The following is a 21,010-nucleotide window of genomic DNA, read 5'->3' on the forward strand; positions in this document are numbered from 1 at the left end:
AAATTTTAATTGCATGATATAGATTTTTCAGTGCAAAAAATTTAAACAGCTTTTATTAGGAAACAAACAATGTTTTTAAAATGAGCACCAAATTAAATGTATATGATGTAATTATTATTGGTTCTGGATTGGGTTCCATTGCCTGTGCGAGCTTTATTGCCCAGATGTATAATCTCAAAGTACTTGTTGTTGAGCAGAATAAGCAGGCAGGCGGATTGTCTCAGGCAATTGTGACCGATCAGGATGTTGAACTTGAAATTGGTATTCATCAGGTCGGCGAGTTGGAAGCAGACTCCATATTTTCAAAGCTGATGTCCTACATAAGTGATGGTAAAAGTAGCTGGAGAAGGCTACCTGATACATTTATAAAATTCCATTTTCCGGATTTCGTGTATGAAGTGACTGCCGGAGAGGCTGATCAAATCTATAAACTTTCTCGATTATTCCCTTCAGAGGAAGTGAATATTCACCAGTATTATAGAGATATAGAGCAGATTACAAAATGGTACAGAAATTTTACAACAGAATCATTGAATAATGATAAGTCCAGAATGTTGAAGTTGCTTGATCTGAAACCCGGAAAAATGGCAATGATGACTACCGAGGCATATTTGAATCATCGCTTTACCAATGAAAAATTAAAAAGTTTAATTGCCAGTCATTGGACAGACTATGGGTTACCACCTCAAATGAGCGCATTTTTAAAGCATGCAATATTAGTGAATAATCATAAAAATGGAGTTTACTACCCGAATTTTGGATCAACTCAACTTATTGATTCAATTTCAGATACAATAATAAATAATGGAGGAGAATTCGTTTTTAATTCTCGGGTAGAAGAAATTATATATGAAGGTAAAACAGCTCATTCTGTTACGATTCTAAACGAAATAACCAACGAAAAAACTGTTTTAGGAGCCAACATTATTATTTCGGGAATAGGGCTGTACAATACGTATGGAAAGTTATTAGATAAAAATTTAGCCCCGGAGAAACTTAATGCTCTTAATGGATTTAAAAGGCAAGGGGTGAGCTTTATCAAATTATTTGCAACATTAAAGTCTGATCCTCAATCTGTAGGTGCTGATCAATCTCTTTCCTGGGTATATCCCGGATATGATCATAACCAGAATTTTAAAGGAAGAAAAGCTCTTTCCAAAGAACTTATTTCTCAATTTTCAATATCATTTCCTTCTCTGAAAAAAGACAGAACGACTAAGCATAGTATGAAGATCAATACTTTAGTTGATTATGATACATTCATGGAATGGCTGGGTAATGATGAGCTTGGAGAGAATTATAAAAGAATAAAGCAAGAAATAGGTGAATCTCTGTTGAACGCAGCTGAAAAACTTTATCCAGGGTTAACAGAACTGGTAGATAATTGGGATCTATATACTCCAATGTCTGCAACGCGTGATACGAAACATTATAAAGGCAATATTTTCGGAATACCTGATACCCCCGAGCGATATATGAATCTGGATTTTAATTGTTTTACTCCTTTGGAAAACGTCTATGTTACCGGTTCGGATATTACTACGTCTGGCGTTTATGGTGCAATTTTAAGTGGTGCATTGACCGCATCTGCTGCCTTTAAAGATAAACAGTTCTTTTTAAAGGTTATTCAGAAAGTGTCCTTAGACAAAATAAAAAATAAAGTATAGAATGAGGATATTTTCATACATATTCTTACTTTTTATATCTGTATCTGCGTCTCTGCACGCACAGTTAACCGTGGCAGGGAAAGTAGTTGATAAGGAAGGTAATCCGATCTCTTCGGCTGGTATATATATCAAAGACAGTTATGATGGGACAAGCTCATTAGCTGACGGAACATTTAGTTTTAAAACCAGCTTGGAAGGAAAGCAGGTTATTACTATAGAATTAAATGATTTTAAATCAATAGAAGAACCGATAGAGCTGACCACAGATGTCTTGAATCTGAAATATGTTTTATCTAAAGAGGAAAAAATAAAAACCATAGAAGCTGTTTCAATTGTAGCCGGTTCTTTTGATGCCAGTGATGCAAAAAAATCTATTGCTTTAAAGCCTATGGATATTGTTACAACTCCAAGTGCTGGAGGGGATATTTATGGAGCATTGTCTACTTTACCGGGAACACAAACTGTCGGTGAAACAGGTAAATTATTTGTTCGTGGAGGGGATGATTATGAAGCAAGAACATTTATTGACGGACTTCAGGTAGAATCTCCTTATCAGCAAAGACCAGGAGGAATCCCCACAAAAGGCAGGTTTTCTCCTTTATTATTTTCTGGAACGCTTTTCAGTACAGGAGGATACTCGGCTGAATACGGACAGGCACTTTCATCAGTGGTTTTATTAAAGACGGATGCTGCACCGGCAAACGATAAACTAAATATCAATCTCTATTCCATTGGTCTTGGAGTAGCAGGAACAAAAAAGATGGAAAAGTCGGCGTATATAGCAGCCTTTGATTATACTGATCTGGGGCCTTACTTTAAGCTGGTTCCACAAACTACGAATTGGGAAAAAGCTCCAAAAACAATTTCAGGCTCATTGAATATAATTAATAATACAGGTAACGGCGGGGTGAGTAAAACACTGATCTCCTATAACGATGACCGTTCATCTTTATATTATCCGTATTATGGGTATAATAAACCCAACGTATTATTATCCCTTACTAATAAAAATCTTTTTATTAAAAATTCATTCCGAACCCGTTTGAACGAAAAGACGATACTGAATACGGGAATAGGATTTGGGATGGATAAAAATGATCTGCGACTAGATAGTCTGGCTATTAAAGACGAGCTTTTCTCAGGACAGATTAAAGTTACACTGGCTCATACTATTTCAGAAAAAGTGAAACTCAGCTATGGTGGAGATCTTTTTATAAAAAACTTTACCGAACGCATTAAAATTGATGAATCGCAACAAAATTTAAAATTTAATGATTTGCAAACTGCCTTTTTTACTGAAACAGAATATAATGTTTCTCCAAAAATGGCTTTTAAATTAGGACTAAGGGCAGAAAATACTACACTTGGAGAAGATTTCATGCTAATGCCCAGAGCTTCTGTTGCTTATCGTTTATCAGAAAAAAACCAACTTTCTGCGGCTTACGGAATGTTTTATCAAAATCCTCAATTTCAATATCTTAAATTTACTGATAAACTTACTCCTGAAAAAGCTTCACATTTTATCTTAAATTATCAATACAAGAATAAAGGCAGGCTTCTAAGACTGGAGGCTTTCTATAAAGAATATAAAAATCTGATTACTTATAAGGTTGAAAATTTTCCTGACCCTGCTAACTATGATAATAATGGATATGGCTATGCAAAAGGATTTGACTTTTTTTATCGCGACAACGAATCTATCAAAAATGGAGATTTCTGGATCAGCTACTCCTATTTAGATACCAAAAAACTATATCGTGATTATTTACTGTATTCTACACCTATATATTTTTCAAAACACAATTTTAGTTTTGTTTATAAACAGTGGATTTCGTCTATAAAAAGTTTTATAGGAATGTCATATACCTATGCAAGTGGGAGACCTTATTATGACCCTAATAAACCCGCGGATCTTTTTCTGTCTGATAAAACAAAACCTTATCATAATTTAAGCCTCAACTATTCATATGATCTATCGGGTATTACAAAAATTCCCGTTACACTGTATGCTTCGGTAAGTAATATTTTTGGGAGCCACAATGTTTTCGGGTATAATAATGCATTTAATTCGGCAACAAAAAAGTATGATTTAATTCCAATGGTGTCGCAGGCAAACATGTTCTATCTATTAGCTCTATTCATAAATTTATAAATTTTTATCCCATGAAAAAAAGAACTTTTTTATTTGTATTAGCATTTCTCTTCGTCTCGTTAAGCTTTAAAGCTCAAACCAGATATGAAAAAGAAATGACAACTGCATTGGATGCATTATATAAGGCCAATGATCTTTCAACTTATAAGGCACTTGCCAATAAATTTGAGGCTATTTCCAGAGTGGAAAAAGATAATTGGCTTCCTAAGTACTATGTAAGTTATATCTATACAGTATTAGCTCATTTTGAGAAGGAAACTGATAATAAAGATAAATCCCTTGAAATAGCTCAAAATTATTTTAATAAATCTAAAGCCCAATCTGGAAACAAGGAAGAACTTGCCATTCTGCAAGCTTATATCCACCAGTCCACATTTTTTGTATCACCTATGACAAGGCTGAGTGACTTTGGGACAAATAGCACTGAAATTGAAGGATTATTAAAATCCTATCCCAACAATCCCCGCATCAATTTACTTCAGGGTATACAGTTGTTTAATAAACCGGGATTCCTTGGAGGAGGAGCTGCTAAGGCAAAACCTTTTTTTCAGAAAGCAGAATCTATCTACAATAAATCTCAAAATTTAAATTCTTTAAATCCCAATTGGGGTAAAACTCTGAATACTATTTATTTAAAAAAAAGTGAATAAAATACATTTGAAATGAAAGAGAAAATTGTAATATCCGGTTTAGGCGTTTACTGCTCAATCGGAAAAAGTGTTGATGAATTGGTTGAATCACTGGCAGAATCAAAACTTGGGTTTGATTATGTCGATGAATTTCATACCGAGGGATATAGAAATACGAACGCTGGAGTAATCAAAGATATTGAGAATATTAATTCTCTCACTGGTCTTCGTTCTTCGCTTATCCTGAAGCCTTCTATATATCAGGCAATTGAAGATTCCCATATATTTGATATAGAAGTCGATCGCTCCCGAATATCCATTTCTGTAGGAACTTCCCTCACAGGATACGGAGGTTTTGTAACATGCTTATTTGAACGCCATTATCAGGAAAAAAATGAAAAGTATCAATCTTCATTAAATGAACATATGAAGATTGATTACCTGGAATCAATCAATAATATCCCCGGAACACTGCTGGCGACAGAAATCGCCATGGAGTATGATATATCCGGAATATTGTCATCTTCTATAACCGCATGCAGTGCGAGTGGAAATGCTATGGCAATAGCAGTGGATACCATCAGAAACGGATTAGCTGATGTTGTTATCGTAGGAGCTGTTGATCCTCTATCTGAATTAACTTATATGGGATTCCATACATTAAGAGCAATGTCTCCGGGTCAGCCAAAACCGTTGGATAAAAACAGAGAAGGGCTGTTGATTGGTGAAGGGTCCGGATGTATCATTATTGAAAGTGAGTCACACGCTAAGGCACGTGGTGCAAAAATATATGCAGAAATAGCCGGTTATGGATTAAGCAATGATGCCTATCATGCTACCCAACCTCACCCTGAAGGAGAGGGAGGAGTATTGGCGATGAAGATTGCCTTGAATGAAGCAGACCTTAGCTCCGACGAAATTCAGTACATCAACATGCATGGAACAGGAACCAAACATAATGATCAGGCTGAATTAAAAGCAGTTGAACGTGTTTTCGGAGAAAGGTTAAAACATATACCAATAAGCTCATCAAAATCAATGATTGGACATACCTTAGGTGCGGCAGGCTGTATTGAAGCAGTAATCTGTATCCTTTCTTTACATCATAATTTTCTTCCCCCAAGCTTAAATTTTGAAACACCTATTGCTGAGTTTGATTATCAGGTGGTGACTGCAACAAAGAGTCAGGAACTTAATGTTGTTATGAACAATTCATTTGGCTTCGGAGGAAACGGGGCGTCATTTATTTTAAAAAATAATTCGCTCAATTGTATGGATACAAAAGCATTTAGGACAAAGCTGTTAATTGAAAAGCTGTCTAAAATATATCCGGATAACTTTTCTCAGAGTTTGATTGATATTACATCAGCAGAATATCAAAAAATACTGATAATAGCACCCCATGCTGATGATGAAGTTATTGGATGTGGTGCTGCAATTGAATATTTTGCTCAAAAAGGAGCCTATATAATAGTCCTGATTGTGACTCAAGAAAGCAACCGATCCATCGCTAAATCTTATGATTATGTACCTCAACAGAGAATAGAGGAAAGTTATGAGGCTCAGTCTGTTTTGGGGTATGATGAATTGATTTATTTCGATTTTCCGGAACTTATGCTTAAAAGTGATAACCATTTGCAGAAGCGGTTTTGTCTGGAGTTGGATAAATTGATATTAACATATCAGCCCGATTCTATTTTTATTCCAAATAGGGATGAAATGCATCCGGATCATCAGATTATTGGGAAACTTGCGGAGGAGGTTATATTGAAAGGATTAAACAATAAGAGTTTTCAGCAACTTGAGGCAACAGTTGTTTATGAAATCTGGGGTCCGGTTATGATGAATTCTTTTCTTGAAATTACTGATACTGCGTATGCGAAAAAAATAACAGGGATTCAATGTTATCAATCTCAACTGGCATCAGTGGATTACGAAAAGATTATCGAATGTATCGGGATATCCAGAGGTAAAGATCTTGTGAATGCATGGTCTCATGAACCAGACCGTAAATTTAAAATAGTAGAAGGCTACAGACTTTGTAATTATAAAGAAAATTAAATGTCGGAAATCATGTTTAGTGTCGTGATATGCAGCTATAATAAATCACGCTCATTAGCTGCCGTGTTAACCAATATGAATAGGTTGGTTAAAGAAAACAATGACAGCTCATTCGAAGTTGTTGTTGTAGTTGATGGCTCAACAGATGATACATTAGAAGCGATCAAGGCACTTTCTATACAATATCCGATTCGGGTATTTCATATTGAAAATTCCGGTTTGTCCAACGCCAGAAATTTTGGGATAGAGAAGAGCCTTGGCAGTTATGTACTTTTTTGTGATGATGATGTTATATTCCATCCTAATTACTTCAGCAATCTTACAACTGCAGTTCAACAGTATCCTGAACATGTTCATATCGGAAACCTTACAAACATTGGTAAAGAATACTCACCTGAAATTGTTGATAAGCTTTTACAGAACGAAGACATTGATTATGATAAACTAGAAGAAAAGCAAAACTATCATGTCTTTTTTGAGGCTGTGAAACAACTTTTCTTTTACCAGAATGAGCAAGATGATTTTACTACCGCTATATGGTGGGCAGTAGTGACAGGAGGAAATTTATGCATCCCTAAGCATTATTTTGAGACATGCGGCAAGTTCGATAGTAATATAAAAGGTTGGGGTCCTGAAGATGCTGATCTTTGTTACCGGCTCTTTCTGAAAGGGGCAAAAGCTGCTTATAACAGTCGGTGTCTATTGTATCATTTGGATCATCCACGAGATTTAAAAGCCATCTATGATACGATGACAAAAAATGCGGTCTATTTTATAAAAAAATATCAAAAGCCTAAAGAGTTATACAGCTATCTAAATTTCACTAATGGCAAACTCTCTTTGTGTGATTTTAATGATATGTGCTGTGATTTGTATGGAATGAAAAAAGTAAATATTCCTTCGTTTTCAATGAGTATGAAAGATTATTCAGGTAGAGAGCAATTTTTAAAACACCAATCATGATGGTAACAGAATTATATAAACGAAACTATTTGCCTGGGTTTGATTGCAGAATGGCAACGTTTAGGAATAACCTGGCTTACTATGGTTATAATTTTTCAAATGGTATGATGCTCGGACTTTCAGGGTGTTTATCTTTTATTTATTCAAAACCTGAAGGAAACAGAATTCCCTATTATACGATTTTAGGAATCACAGACCAGACTCTGGAAGGACTATCATCTGTTTTTGACAGCTATCTTATTTATGGAAACTGCTCTTTTGATAGATCAGATGTGTTGACTTTGTTAAAAACAAATCTTGAGAAAAATATAGTAATTAATGCTGCAATCAATCGTCCTTTGCTCAATCATATAAGAAAGGGAAATGATTTGAAATATTTTGTTTTCAATTCCAGTTACACAGGATTTCACTTTGTAACGATAACAGGTTTAAAAGATGATAAGATTACATTTTTTGAAACTGATTATTCAAAACCATTAGAATATGACGTAGATACATTTATTAATTTGTGGTTTTATGATACGATACACAATAGAGCATCATATGATTCCAGTCAAGCTTGTAACGGGAAGTATTATACAATTCATCCTCCAAAATTTGACCCTCATAAAAATAAAAATGCGTTACTGTTCCTAATTGAAAAGGTAACCAACAACTTTTTTACTGAAGGAAAATATTACCATAATGGTGTACAGGCATTGCATGACTTTTTTGAAGATATTACAACATGGAGACACAGTGCTGATAAAAATTGCGCTATAAATAGCATCTTCTATATTAAAATTCTGGAAATGAATTTAAGTGGCGGTGGATTTGGACGAAGGTTATATAGCTCATTTCTGGCAGAAGTTGCAGAGATTATAGATGATAATACATTGAAGTCTATCGCAAGAGAGTTCAAAGAAACTTCCAAATTATGGACAAGCTTTATTAACGCTATTTCATCTCCGGAAACAATCAACAGCCTTATGTCGGGTCAACTTGATTTGTTCGAGTCATTGGCAGAGGCTCATTCAACGGCCATCATTACTGCAGAAACCAATCAATTTACTCATTTAAATAACTGGATAAAATTAAAAAATTAGTTATGATTATCTCTAAAACACTTGAATTGAACGAAATTTTAATTAAACCTAGATTTTGTGAAATAGATTCCCTTTTAATTGTTCATCATTCCAGATTTATACCCTGGGTTGAAGAGGCTAATTTTAATTTTGTAGAACAGGTATTGAATATTTCTCGCAAGCAATTATTTGAAATTGATCTGTATAATCCTATCCATAAGTTGGAGTTTATGTACAAAAACAATGTGAAATGGGACGATGAGCTTATAGTAAGCACAGTAATGGAATACAATCAATTTGCTTTGTTCACAATGCACAATACGATTAGTTGCAGGAAAAACCCATCCAAAATTTTTGCTACAGCAAAGATTTCCCTTCTGATTGCAAACAAAGAACTGAAATTAAAGCTATTGATGCCTGATTTTTATCTTTCCAAAATTAAACAGGCAGAAAAAGTATATCCCCAATATTTTATAAAATCTGATCATGTACAACAGTCAAAATGATATAGGATATTGTATATCAACAGTTTTAAAGGATTATTCTGTTGAGATGGATGCAGATATTTGTCTAATACTTTGCAGCCCTTTGTGGTTAGGCTTGAATATTTCGGCAAAACAGAATTATTTTCCCATTAAAAAGAATGAGATTTCGTATTTGAACCCTTTGTTTCTAGAGAACTTCTCTGTTAATGCCAATTGTTTATTTATACCAAGCAGAGCCAATTCTAAAGATAGCTTCGACTATCTTAAGTACAGGCATGGCAATCGAAAAAAAACCTTGGTTAAAGTCGCCGAGAGTATTGTATCAAATACAGATAACAACATGGTTAATGATCATTATGAAGTGGTTCATCGGCCTGTACTAGCCATAATTGATAAAATTTCAGATGATGATAATGTGACCGATGGTATAAAGGTATCTCTGGTTTTTTCAGAAGAAAATCAAATGACGATCCCGCGAAGACAATTTATGGATCATTGGTACAGTGAAACCGGTAATATGAATACGGATTTGTTTAGGATCATTCCCTCAAAAAATACCTTTTCAGAAGAGCTTATCAAAATAAAGATCAAATCAGCCCTTGATAAACAAAATCTGAACTTAAGGTCAAATAACAAATCATTACTTACCGGGAATGCCGTATTGGAATTTTTAAAAAATGGTATAGAAAAAAAGGTCGAAGGATATGAATTACCTGTGCAACATCAGTATTTATGGCGAAATAAAGAAGGGATAATTAAACTTAAGCAGGATTATGCCAAAGCCCTTGAAAAATTAGATTTTATGGATGAATGGAATGATATCCGATCGATAATAGAAAGTTTATTAAAAGGAATAGAGGTTTGGAAATTATTTTTTGAAATCATAAATGATGATTCTCTTTCTGAGGAGACGCTTTTACAATATTATGAAGCACTTATTGAAGTGGAGAATGAATGTAATGACAATTTTACAATGGTATAAATGGAACATACTCCAGTAATAATAAACGATTATCAGCATAAGCCGGGCGGGTCTTGTATAGTAACTGCATTAAGCGGGATGTATAGACATAATGGATTGGATTTTGGTCCTGAACAGATTATTGGTCTTGGATCGGGCCTTCAGTTTGCCTATGGCTACAACCCCTTTGAAAAGAACTACAGAATTGAATTTATTTCTTCACAGCTGTTCTATTCTCTATTATCAAATACAGGTACATATGGTGAAGAATTTGAATTTTCGGATCAGGAGAAATCACTGACCAGAGTATTCGAATTAATTGACAGCAATATGCCTGTTCCGGTAATGATGGATCCTTTGTATTGTGAGGGTTTGATGAAACGGACCTCAAAAGAGTTTATTAAGTATATTCCATCACATATGATGGTGGTATATGGTTATGATTTGTCAAGTGGTCAGATATTCCTTTATGATAGCCCGCAGTTTAACCCCATAAGTATGAAAATAAATGATTTTGTAAAAGCCAGATGTTCTGGGCCTACTTTGCCGACAAACAAGCATATGGAGTTTTATTTTCCGGAGACCATCTTTCCATACCATATGTCAGTGAAGCTTGCGATCCGTAAAGTCATCAGTGTGTATAAATATTCAGAAAAACATCTTGCTCACAAATCCGGATTTCAGGCAATTGACCGATTTACAGGTAATGTAAAGAACTGGAGAGAGATATTCACTGATGCCGAAATAATAGATAATGCAAGATTATTTATGATGGGAGTAACCAATGGCCATGCTACCAAAGGAGCATTCAGAACACAGTATTCTATTTTTCTAAGTGAAGCGTCTGAAAGAATTGATAGCAATGGTTTTTATCAATCATCACAAATCTATTATGATCTGGGTAAATTATGGATAGAATTTCAAAAGTGTCTGAACATACTGATTAAAGATCCGGGAACCCATGAAATATGGAAAGATAAATCTTCTTTTTACCAGTTGCTCGATGAGATCAATGAGAAAGAAAAATTAGCGATTAATGTTTTAGAAAAAGAACTAATAAGTAATTAAATGGAAAAACCTATTGTTATACAAGTTACCAACCTAAGTAAGAGTTACAATGGTATCCAGATTCTGGACGACATTTCATTTAACATCTACAAAGGTGAAGTAGTCGGCCTTGCTGGGATTAATGGAGCGGGTAAAAGTACCTTAATTGAAAGTATTGAAGGGTTGAGAAAAATAGAAAGTGGCTCAATTACTGTACTGGGCAAATCAATAGATAAACATTATAAAAGCGTTCAGCAGGAAATCGGAGTTCAATTACAAAGAACAAGCCTCATAGGAAATATAACGTTAGATGAAACTCTGACTCTTTTTAAAACACTTTATAATGTGAAAACTAATAATTCCGTACTGTTGGAAAGAGTGAGTCTGGCTGATGCAGCACACAAAAAAGTAAAACATTTATCAGGAGGACAATATCAGAGATTTAATTTGTGTCTGGCCATTCTCAATGATCCCAAGATTCTTTTTTTGGATGAACCTACTACAGGATTGGATCCAATTGCGAGAAGAGAATTATGGACAATAATTAACGATCTGAAGAAGCTGGGAGTTACGATTTTGGTTACTACTCATTATTTGGATGAAGCACAGGAAATCTGTGATAAGATATTAATTCTTGGCAACAAGAAAATTGTAGTTTATGATACTCCACACAATCTGATCAAAAAGCTCGAAAATGAGAAAACAATCATAATGAGCGGAATTGAAATGCTTAGCCAAACAGATTTGGAAGAACTGAATAACAGATTTAAAATAAAATATACAGAAGAAAAAATATTTATTTATACCTATGATATAGGAAAGACCTTAAATGAATTTTTTGAGTGGACTAAACATAATCAGAGGATCATAAGTGATGTCAGTGTGAGATCTTCAAATCTCGAAGATGTTTTTATGATGTATACAGCAGCGGTGATGAATAAAAAAAATGAAATAGCATGAGAAATATTATTGTAGTATCCAGAATATTTATTGTTATTTTTCTCAGGGATAAACTCAACCTTTTCTTCAGCTTTTTCTTTAATGCCTTTTTAATGGTTATGCTTGGTTTTTATGTGAGTAACCGCTTTGATGTTGGTACAATTGGTATTTATGATGACTTAAAGTCTGACTTTTCAAATCAGTTTATAAAAACTCTTGGCAATGATCCTGCTATAAAAGTTAAAAAGTTTAATGATACAGCTGCTCTTTTTAAGGCTATTGAAAAAGGTGGAATCGTTGCAGGAATAAAAATTGACAAGCCTTTTGAAGCTTTGAAAGATGATTCTGTAGCTGATCCCATATCTAAACATAAACAATTACAAATATATGGGAGTTCAGAAAACATGATGTGGGTAAAAATGCTGGAACCGGGTATTAAGATCGCTATACTTAATACAAATAATACTTCCAAAAAAATTATTTCACAAATCAATCTGAAAACACAAACCGTACAATCCAGGAATATAAACTATTTTAAATCTATTTTTCCAGGGGTGCTTGTTTTTTCTGTTATGGGCTTATCATTTACAGGAGCAATGTCTTTACTGTATTTCCGAAAGTCTGATGTTTTAAAACGTCTGAAGATTACCCCCCTTAAAAAATATGAATTTCTGATTGGCTTTATCACCAGTTATTTTATACTGTTATTGCTGCAGGCCATTTTATATATTTTTATTGCCTGGTTGGTTTTTGGCTATGTATTCACAGGTAATTACTTGCAAATTAGTTTATTAATAGTTAGTTGCGGACTTTTGTTTATATTGCTTGGGATTACAATTGCCAATATTGTCCCTAGTATAGACTCCGGAAATAATATTATCAGGTTTTTAAATTTTCCGGCCTCTTTTTTATGTGGGGTATTCATTCCGATTGAAACATTACCTAAAATATTACAGTATATATCAGTTTTCCATCCGCTTACTTATTTTACAAGTGCCATGCATAATGCCGTTAATTACAACTCTGCATTTAGTGGTAATAGCACAAATTATATTATCATTTTCATATTAATGATTGTTTTCAGTGTTATTTCTATAAAAACTTTTAAATGGGAGGCTCAATCTTAAAAATTAATTAGACATGAAAAAATTACTTGTAATTGAAACTGACGGGATTTCTGAAATAAAAAAAGAGTGTGAGCTATTGGGGTGGCATCCTATTTTTGTGAAGACACACAATTATACAGACTGGCTCCCTCTTGAAAATCTAAATGAGGAATTTGATATCCGATCAGTAGGCAATTTATCTTATTTTGAGATCATTAAGATTGCGTTAGAAGAAAATGTCAGTGGAATCTTACCTATATCTCTTTTGGAACCGGAAGGTGTTAGAGATAGTTTAGTAAAAGATTATATTGTCAATCACAAAATTCCTGTCAATATTGTAGCTAATTCACCTGCTACAATGGAAAGCACATTTGACAAATGGTTGATGAAATTTATTCTCAGTCATTTTAACATTCCTGTTACACCAGGTAAACCAATTAATAATCTTGAAGATATTCATGACATTGTAAAAGAATATAGCTTTCCGATAATTATTAAAGAACGCAAAAGCTATACGGGTATGGGCGTTAGAATAATAAATGGCAAAGAGGAACTGGTTAGATATGTCACTAAAAATATAAAAAAAGGATTATTTGCCGAACCTTTTCTTTCCGGGTCAGAAATTAGCATGGAAGTAATTGCCTGGAACAATGAAGTGTTTTTTCAACCTTTGGTTTACAAAGGAGAAACAAGACTCAATATCATTGAACACCCTGCATATAGACCTAGAATTTCACCTTACAAATCGGGATCAGCCATTGAAAGTAAAATCATTACTATTGTGTCTGAGGCAGTAAAACATCTTCAGCTAAAAGGAGCCGCTGAATTTGAATTTCTGATTATTAATGGAGAGCCGATTATTATGGAGATCAATCCGAGAATATCAGGAGTTACAAGATTATGTAATGCCGCAGGAGGAGCGGATGTATATAAAGAACTTACTCATATCTGCATCAATAATGCTACTCGGAAAGATTTAGTTACAAAGGAACATAAATATGCGATTCAATTTCCACTGAACATTCTTCCGGAAGGAGATCTTTTGGAAAAACTGCAGCAAAATCCGCATATAAGCTATATTAAACCAATTACCTGGATGCCCATTCTACCTATCAGAAGTAGTATTATTATGAGCTATAACAGTATAGATGAACTATTTCAGGGTATCAAATCTCTTGAAAATTTTACTGATCCACGGTATATTACAGAAGCATTAAAATCATTTGATTATTTTTAGTAACCACTATAGCTTTTATTATTTAATTAGTATTTTGACAATGAAAGATTACTCACTTTTACATCAAGCGAATGTTATTATACATGTTTTTGCCGGATCGATAGCTCTTATAGCAGGATTAGTCTCAATTTTAACAAAAAAAGGAGGAAAGAATCATCGTAAGGCCGGACTTATCTTTCTTTCTTTTCTTGCCGTAGTTGTCCTTACCGGACTGGTGGGGGTTTTTGTGTTTGGAAGAAATATATTTCTTTTGGTTATTACAATGCTAAGTGCATATCTGGGATTTTCCGGTTATCGGGTATTAAAATCTAAATCAAATAAGTTACATCTTATTGATATTGTGGTTGCTTTGGCTACATTAATAACTATGTGCTATTTTATGTATTATTTAAAATCAATTGGTTTTATCTGGTCTCCGGTCATAATTTATAGTACCGTGGGCTACTTATTATTAATGGTTGCCTATGATTTTATTCGTTATCTGATTCCGGCAAACACATACGGAAATTTATGGATATACGAGCACATACTAAAAATGATAAGTGCTTTTAGTGGGATATTGTCAGCATTTACGGGGACAGTTCTTCCACAATATCACCCCTTCAGTCAGTTTTTACCTTCCGTATTGGGAACTATAGTTGCCATAGGTTTTATGATATATGTTTACAACAAAAGAAAGGTTAATACATTTACCTGAAAATACTAAAAGATCCTTTATGCTTTGTCTGTTTTTAGGTTTTGCCAAATAATAATGATTTTAATATATGAAGCAACAAGAAAAAGTCCAAGATCTTAATTTGACATCTGTAAAAAAAGATCTCAAAGATTACAATAATACATATAGTTCTTTTCCTGACCAATGTACTTTATCAGATCTGTTTTTTGAGCAGGTAGAATCTGTTCCACACAATATTGCAATTGTAGAAAAAGATAAACAATATACCTATCTAGAATTAGAAACAGAGGTCGGTCGGCTCACACAGATATTGCAAGATTACCAACTTGAGGATGGTAGTGCTGTTATTATTTTATTGGAGCCGGGATTTCAACTACTGGCAGCGATGCTGGCTGTACAAAGATCAGGACACTATTATGTACCCATTGACATAAGATCATCAGTTTCCCACGTTCATTATATGGTTTCAGATACAAATCCCGGTTTGATTCTTACCAACAATACAATATCTTTAAATTATTCTTTTAATCGCAGAGCACTTGTTTGTCTTGTTGATGCCTCATTATCGGTAAATAAAATCAATAAAAGTGTTGAAAGCAAAGCTCCTATCAATATAGAAAGTACGGCATACGTTATGTACACTTCAGGAACTTCAGGCAGACCGAAACGGGTTGCCATCTCTCACAGATCATTGGTCAATTATTGCTTTTGGGCAATGCATAAATATTGCAACGGGGTTACCTGTAATTTTCCCCTGATAACCTCTGTTTCTTTTGATTTAACCATTACCTCTCTTTTTGTTCCTTTAATCAGTGGAGGATCCATTGTTGTATATACAGGCGATGAAGAAGAAACGCCCGTTTTACAGGCTATTAAAGAAAATAAAGTAGATATCATCAAATTAACTCCCTCACAATTACTTTCAGTTGCAGCTTCTGCAGCTTCTCAACAGCAATATATTCATAGCAGGGTAAAAGCTTTTATCTTAGGAGGAGAAGATTTAAGTGCAAAATTATGTCATAAAATTACCCGGCTATTTGGTGAAAAAATTAAAATATATAATGAATATGGTCCTACCGAAGCTACTGTAGGCTGTATGATCTATGAATTTGATAAAAATAATAATACGACAGGGTTGATCCCTGTTGGTAACCCCATTAGTAATTCGCGTATATATTTGCTAAATAATTTGTTAATGCCAGTTGATGGAGATGAGGTCGGAGAAATCTATATCGCAGGAAGTGGTCTTGCAAAAGAATATATGGATAATCCCAAGATGAATGTAGAAAGATTTATCCCTGATCCATTTTTTGAAGGAAAACAAATGTATAAATCCGGAGATTTAGGACGTTGGAATAGCCGGGGAGAACTGGAATGCCTGGGACGTTTGGAAAGGAAGCTTGTAGTAGGAGAGTTTACCGTTTTATTGACCGACATAGAAAATATTATTGGCACTCATGATAGCATCCTTTCATCATTTACGACTATTCAAAAAAAGACAGATGATACCCATTTACTCACTACTTACATTGTTCCTGACGATGACAGTTATTTGGTAAACCAGAATAAAACTGATCAGCTGAAGAAAGAACTTTTACTATTATTAAATAACCTATTATCTGCTGTTTATATAAACATAGAATTTATTTTTATTAAAAATTTTCCATTGAATTTAAATGATAAAATTGCACTAGACAGACTTCCTGTTATTTCTGAAATCAATAGTGAAATCTAATCAATTTTTATGATTTTGGGGTAACAAAAAATGTGAAATAAGCTTCCTCACATACTCCAAAAAAAATGAATACAGAAACAATAGTATCAGAGATACAGGTAACATACCACCCCTTCAAAATATCTCAAACTAAGCTCACCATGAGTACTAATGTAATAGAAGTTATTAGAACAATCTGGGATAAAAGGATAATAGAAATGCAAGAAGAGGTAAAAATACTCTTCGTAAACTCTTCAAATACTGTCATTGGCTTCTATAGCCTATCTAAAGGAGGTATTACAAGTAGCTTAGTAGATATTAGACTGATTTTATCAGTAGCCTTGAAATGTTTAGCAACTGGATTAATATTAGTACATAACCACCCAGGTGGCAATCTTAATCCAAGTAATGCAGATTTAGCTATAGTAAAGAAGCTTAATACAGCTTGTAAGCTACTTGATATAGCTCTTCTTGATAGCATCATCATTACTAAAGAGAATTATACAAGTTTTAATGATGAAGGATTGTTGTAGATTATTTATATATAGCACCAAAGGCATACTTTTAGGCATACCTTGATTAAGATAAGTATTTTAAGTTATTAAATATCAAGATGAAATATGTCCCTGGTTCGAGCCCAGGTGGGACCACATTTCAAATCAAGCACTTACAGAAATGTAGGTGCTTTTTTTATTTTTTGACTGCAACTATGCTGCATATCAAAATGTTGTAAAGTTAAAGAGCCGGTTTCTTAAGCAAAAATTAGATATCGATGAACATTATCAATCAAGTAATTCCAAAAAAGGTGAGAATCATAATTTTCATTTTTAGGGTTGACTAGGGAATTGTTGAGCTAAATATCTCGGTCCAAGCTATCAGAAATTAATTTTGTTTCATAATTATTTCCATAGCAGCTTTATTTTTTTGCGCAGAAAATAAAAGAAAATTGAGAATAAAAAAGATTGTGTATACTAAATTGTTTTTCAGTGATTAAATCGGGGTTGTCAGGTTTAAGAAAAGATTCTGGGGATTTCTTTCCAAAATCATTCTTTTTAGTAAAGAATAAAGGTAGTAAAGGGTAATGATGAGTTATTTTATTTTTCGGGCTCGTTTTCCCATTCAAATATTTTTTCGACTCCAAATCTTTTAGCTGCGCTTTTACCGGTACTTCCAGGGACTGATACTTTGCTTGAAAATCTTTCACGATCTTTATCCTTCAATTCAATAAGTCTTTTCATTTGTAATTTTTCAAGATCAGGAAATTGTGGTTGATAATCAACCTTAGCTTTATAGTCAGTTTCAACTTTAATGGCTTTCCACAAATCATAATCCTGCCTATCAACTCTTACATCAAGTATTGCTCCAGGTAAGCCATAAAATTTAAAAGGACCTATAGGATATGGAATTTTTTTTGTGAAATAAGCTGTAATATCTGACCCTCTAAATTTTGCTGTGGCTTTTGTACAATTATATCCTAGGATAGTTCTAGTAGAATTTTCATCTATTACCCAGTCTATTTTTGGAACTTTATCATGAACGAAATAATTATTTTCCGAAGAATATCCAATACTTTCCGTAAATAGAAAATCTTTGAAGACTTTTGTATTGCTGTCAATATTTGAAATAAAGAAATAGTCTTTTCCTTTCTTTTTTGTATTATATTCGGGATTGGTATATATAATATTTCCATCCTGTTTAGAAATTACATTTGTACCATCAGTATACAGGTCTTCGTGAACATTTGCTATTGCAGATCTGACATTTAGATATTGTATATGTATTTGTTTTTGTGCTAATACGTTTCCTGTTAATAAAACGATAAAAAGAAAGTAATTTTTCATACGAATTAGTTTAAATCTGTACTGGCTCCGGTTGCAGCCTTTTCAACTCTAAATCCTTGACTCTTTAAATTTGCTATAACTCCATCTTGATATGATTGACAGGCGCTTAGAGAAGATTGATCAGATGTAAACCATTTTTGATCATATGGTCTTCCCTGTGAGTCAAAATAAGTTACCATTACTCCACATAATTGGAATACTACTTGAGCTTTTTTTACAATTTTTACGTCAGTGGGTTTTGCACCAACAAATCCGGCAGCTCCGAAAGCTGCTATTAAAATCACTTTTTTCATGATTGGGAATGTTTCAATATTTATAACTGTTTGTGATTGCAGTCTTTACAAGGATACAAATATTTTTTTATTCACAGTCATGTGAATATATGTTTACTAAAAATAATCTATAATGATGAATACTTTACATTGAAATACTATTTTATTTTTTTTGATTTTAATGGAAATTGAAATTTTGAATTAATTTGTATTGCTATTTTAATGATTGTTTCACTTAATCTGCTGCCATTTTTTATAATCAAAACTGTTCTTTTTCAAAATAGAGTTATCTGATGATTAAAATAGGTAGATTATAGCGGTCAAATCGGGTTACAAGGTTTACGAACATATTGTTTTAATAGGAGAGATCCAGCCGGGATTGCTGTTTTGAAGGCCTAAATTATGGGTTTCTAAAGAAATTTCACTTTCAAAAACCGGTTTAAAATCAATAGATGGCAGACTTTCCGTTTCTTTTAGTTGGATAACCATGGGATGGTAAAAATAATATCCAATCATTAAAGGAATATCACCAAAACAGTTTTTTTAATCATTTTATACACCTTTTACTATATCATTGATTCTATATAAAACGGCCTTCCCACAAAGGAAAGGCCACCATTCATATCACACATTTAAAAATAATTACTTTTATAATCATTGTTGCCGCCTGCCTGAGCAAGGTTCAATGCTGATAAAAAAATAATTATATTCTTTATTTATCGATAAGCGATCCAAAAGCAAATCCGATGACAGCACCTACTATGAAGCCTGCCGGACCAAATATCATACCTCCTATTCCTGCACCGAACAGCATTCCGAAGCCGCCTCCTATAAGTTTAGAAGTATTTGAGTAAGTAACTAAACTATCCATATTGTAAAGAACAGATTGTTCATTGTCCGATAGATTAATAAAGTTGGCTTCCGTCTGGAAATCAGCAGCTGTTACATCATCGTATGCCAATCTGTTAAAATAGTCTTTCATATTGGTAGAAATATATTTCGTGTTTTTAATATAGCTTTCATACCCTACTTTTTCCATCTCAACGCTTTCGGCAATCATTCTATTCACCATATCCACTGTGATCTGGGAGCTGTACTGGCTTAGGTTGGTAATTGAGATCAGGTGATCTAAAATCGCCTGGTCAACATATTGCGCCTGGCCATTGACGATAGGTGGTTTTCTTAATCTCGCAGCGAGTTGGGCATTGTTTTTTATTTCATCCCTCATAATGCTTCCTGCCTTGGTAATTAACGCCGGATCTACAGTGAATTTACCCGTTGAGACATTACCGCTGCCAGGCTGCAGAAGACTGGCAGTCTCCACCTGGGCAGGCGTGCTTTCATTAGAGTCTAAATTTGAACATGCAATGTTAGGTAACAATACTATGGATAAACATCCAAGCATATAGATTGTTTTTTTCATGGTTAGTTATTTAAATTATTTGTTTTAAATGAAGGTATATTTAAAGTATTATTTGTCAAAAATGGATCCTACAATTCCTCCTACAATTCCTCCGATGATCATTCCCGGCATTCCGAAAAGCATTCCTCCGATGATCATCCCGAATCCTGCGCCGAAACCTGTGAAGATCAGTCTTGAGCTGTTATAATAAGTGTTGAAATTGTCCATATTCGCCAGGATATTCTGCTCGTTATCCGATAAGTTGATGAAATTGCTTTCCGCCTGAAAGTCCTGTATAGTCACATCATCATAGGCCAATCTGTTTACATAGTCCTTCATTACCGGTGAAAGGAGTTTAGAATTGCTCATATATTTGTCAAATCCCACTTTTTGCATCTCGATACTTTCGGCTACCATTCTATTCACCATATCTACTGTGATCTGAGAGCTGTATTGTGTAAGATTAGCGGCTGTGATCATGTGGTCTAAAATCGCTTTATCCACATACTGAGCCTTTCCGTTTACGATAGGAGGATTTCTGAACCTTTCTACCAATTGAAGATCACTCTTTACTTCATCTCTGATAATGCTGCTGGCTTTAACCATTACAGCCGGATCCACGATGTCTTTGCCGGTTGAAAAATTTGAACTTCCGCTTTGCGTGGCCATGCTTGTGGTTTCCACTGCATTATCATTGGAATCCAGATTAGAGCATGCGATGTTAGGCATTAATACTATGGATAGGCATCCAAGCATATAAATTGTTTTTTTCATGGTTAGTTGTTAATTTAAAT

Annotated in this window: 20 protein-coding genes; 15 read left to right on the forward strand and 5 right to left on the reverse strand. The window is 33.9% G+C overall.

Annotated features, from left to right (window positions below; translation table 11 throughout):
• The first annotated feature begins 80 nt into the window (after nucleotides 1–80).
• The 15 genes from MUW56_RS14395 to MUW56_RS14465 all read left to right on the forward strand — a co-directional run bounded on the left by MUW56_RS14395 (nucleotide 81) and on the right by MUW56_RS14465 (nucleotide 17,234).
• Nucleotides 81–1,667 (forward strand): NAD(P)/FAD-dependent oxidoreductase, encoded by a 1,587-nt coding sequence (locus MUW56_RS14395; RefSeq protein WP_292013827.1) that lies wholly within the window; start codon nucleotides 81–83, stop codon nucleotides 1,665–1,667.
• Between the two features lie 70 nt (nucleotides 1,668–1,737).
• The gene (locus MUW56_RS14400) at nucleotides 1,738–3,819 is read left to right on the forward strand and encodes a TonB-dependent receptor (protein WP_292013828.1); all 2,082 of its coding nucleotides are present in this window, start codon (nucleotides 1,738–1,740) and stop codon (nucleotides 3,817–3,819) included.
• A gap of 11 nt (nucleotides 3,820–3,830) precedes the next feature.
• Nucleotides 3,831–4,469 (forward strand): hypothetical protein, encoded by a 639-nt coding sequence (locus tag MUW56_RS14405; RefSeq protein WP_292013829.1) that lies wholly within the window; start codon nucleotides 3,831–3,833, stop codon nucleotides 4,467–4,469.
• Between the two features lie 12 nt (nucleotides 4,470–4,481).
• Complete coding sequence (locus tag MUW56_RS14410) at nucleotides 4,482–6,509, forward strand: beta-ketoacyl synthase N-terminal-like domain-containing protein (protein WP_292013830.1); 2,028 nt, start codon at nucleotides 4,482–4,484, stop codon at nucleotides 6,507–6,509.
• Complete coding sequence (locus tag MUW56_RS14415; protein ID WP_292013831.1) at nucleotides 6,510–7,472, forward strand: glycosyltransferase family 2 protein; 963 nt, start codon at nucleotides 6,510–6,512, stop codon at nucleotides 7,470–7,472.
• A complete protein-coding gene (locus MUW56_RS14420) occupies nucleotides 7,469–8,557 on the forward strand; it encodes a DUF4872 domain-containing protein (protein WP_292013832.1) in 1,089 nt (362 codons plus the stop codon). The genes MUW56_RS14415 and MUW56_RS14420 overlap by 4 nt, the downstream gene beginning before the upstream one ends.
• Nucleotides 8,558–8,559: 2 nt before the next feature.
• The gene (locus tag MUW56_RS14425) at nucleotides 8,560–9,042 is read left to right on the forward strand and encodes a thioesterase family protein (RefSeq protein ID WP_292013833.1); all 483 of its coding nucleotides are present in this window, start codon (nucleotides 8,560–8,562) and stop codon (nucleotides 9,040–9,042) included.
• Nucleotides 9,023–10,003, forward strand: coding sequence for a hypothetical protein (locus MUW56_RS14430; protein WP_292013834.1), 981 nt, complete (start codon nucleotides 9,023–9,025; stop codon nucleotides 10,001–10,003). The genes MUW56_RS14425 and MUW56_RS14430 overlap by 20 nt, the downstream gene beginning before the upstream one ends.
• Complete coding sequence (locus MUW56_RS14435; RefSeq protein WP_292013835.1) at nucleotides 10,004–11,050, forward strand: DUF4872 domain-containing protein; 1,047 nt, start codon at nucleotides 10,004–10,006, stop codon at nucleotides 11,048–11,050.
• Nucleotides 11,051–11,989, forward strand: a complete 939-nt coding sequence (locus MUW56_RS14440; RefSeq protein WP_292013836.1) for an ABC transporter ATP-binding protein — start codon at nucleotides 11,051–11,053, stop codon at nucleotides 11,987–11,989.
• Nucleotides 11,986–13,095 (forward strand): ABC transporter permease, encoded by a 1,110-nt coding sequence (locus tag MUW56_RS14445; RefSeq protein WP_292013837.1) that lies wholly within the window; start codon nucleotides 11,986–11,988, stop codon nucleotides 13,093–13,095. The genes MUW56_RS14440 and MUW56_RS14445 overlap by 4 nt, the downstream gene beginning before the upstream one ends.
• A gap of 13 nt (nucleotides 13,096–13,108) precedes the next feature.
• Nucleotides 13,109–14,311, forward strand: a complete 1,203-nt coding sequence (locus MUW56_RS14450; protein WP_292013838.1) for an acetyl-CoA carboxylase biotin carboxylase subunit family protein — start codon at nucleotides 13,109–13,111, stop codon at nucleotides 14,309–14,311.
• A gap of 40 nt (nucleotides 14,312–14,351) precedes the next feature.
• Nucleotides 14,352–15,008 carry a hypothetical protein gene (locus MUW56_RS14455; RefSeq protein WP_292013839.1) on the forward strand — a complete coding sequence of 219 codons (657 nt, stop codon included), beginning with the start codon at nucleotides 14,352–14,354 and terminating at the stop codon, nucleotides 15,006–15,008.
• A gap of 67 nt (nucleotides 15,009–15,075) precedes the next feature.
• Nucleotides 15,076–16,722, forward strand: coding sequence for an AMP-binding protein (locus tag MUW56_RS14460; RefSeq protein ID WP_292013840.1), 1,647 nt, complete (start codon nucleotides 15,076–15,078; stop codon nucleotides 16,720–16,722).
• Nucleotides 16,723–16,787: 65 nt separating this feature from the next.
• Nucleotides 16,788–17,234: a RadC family protein gene (locus tag MUW56_RS14465; protein ID WP_292013841.1), complete on the forward strand. Its 447-nt coding sequence runs from the start codon at nucleotides 16,788–16,790 to the stop codon at nucleotides 17,232–17,234.
• Nucleotides 17,235–17,795: 561 nt separating this feature from the next.
• Here MUW56_RS14465 and MUW56_RS14470 read toward each other — a convergent pair.
• The 5 genes from MUW56_RS14470 to MUW56_RS14490 all read right to left on the reverse strand — a co-directional run bounded on the left by MUW56_RS14470 (nucleotide 17,796) and on the right by MUW56_RS14490 (nucleotide 20,990).
• A complete protein-coding gene (locus tag MUW56_RS14470; protein WP_292013842.1) occupies nucleotides 17,796–18,542 on the reverse strand; it encodes a GLPGLI family protein in 747 nt (248 codons plus the stop codon).
• Between the two features lie 5 nt (nucleotides 18,543–18,547).
• Entirely contained in the window at nucleotides 18,548–18,835 is a 288-nt protein-coding gene (locus MUW56_RS14475) for a hypothetical protein (protein WP_292013843.1), read from the reverse strand.
• Nucleotides 18,836–19,153: 318 nt separating this feature from the next.
• Complete coding sequence (locus MUW56_RS14480) at nucleotides 19,154–19,303, reverse strand: hypothetical protein (RefSeq protein ID WP_292013844.1); 150 nt, start codon at nucleotides 19,301–19,303, stop codon at nucleotides 19,154–19,156.
• A 223-nt stretch (nucleotides 19,304–19,526) separates the two neighbouring features.
• On the reverse strand, nucleotides 19,527–20,237 hold the full coding sequence (locus MUW56_RS14485) for a hypothetical protein (RefSeq protein ID WP_292013845.1): 711 nt from the start codon (nucleotides 20,235–20,237) through the stop codon (nucleotides 19,527–19,529).
• 48 nt (nucleotides 20,238–20,285) lie between these two features.
• A complete protein-coding gene (locus MUW56_RS14490) occupies nucleotides 20,286–20,990 on the reverse strand; it encodes a hypothetical protein (protein ID WP_292013846.1) in 705 nt (234 codons plus the stop codon).
• Nucleotides 20,991–21,010 lie beyond the last annotated feature (20 nt).

This window comes from Chryseobacterium sp., assembly GCF_022869225.1.
Taxonomy (GTDB): Bacteria; Bacteroidota; Bacteroidia; order Flavobacteriales; family Weeksellaceae; genus Chryseobacterium.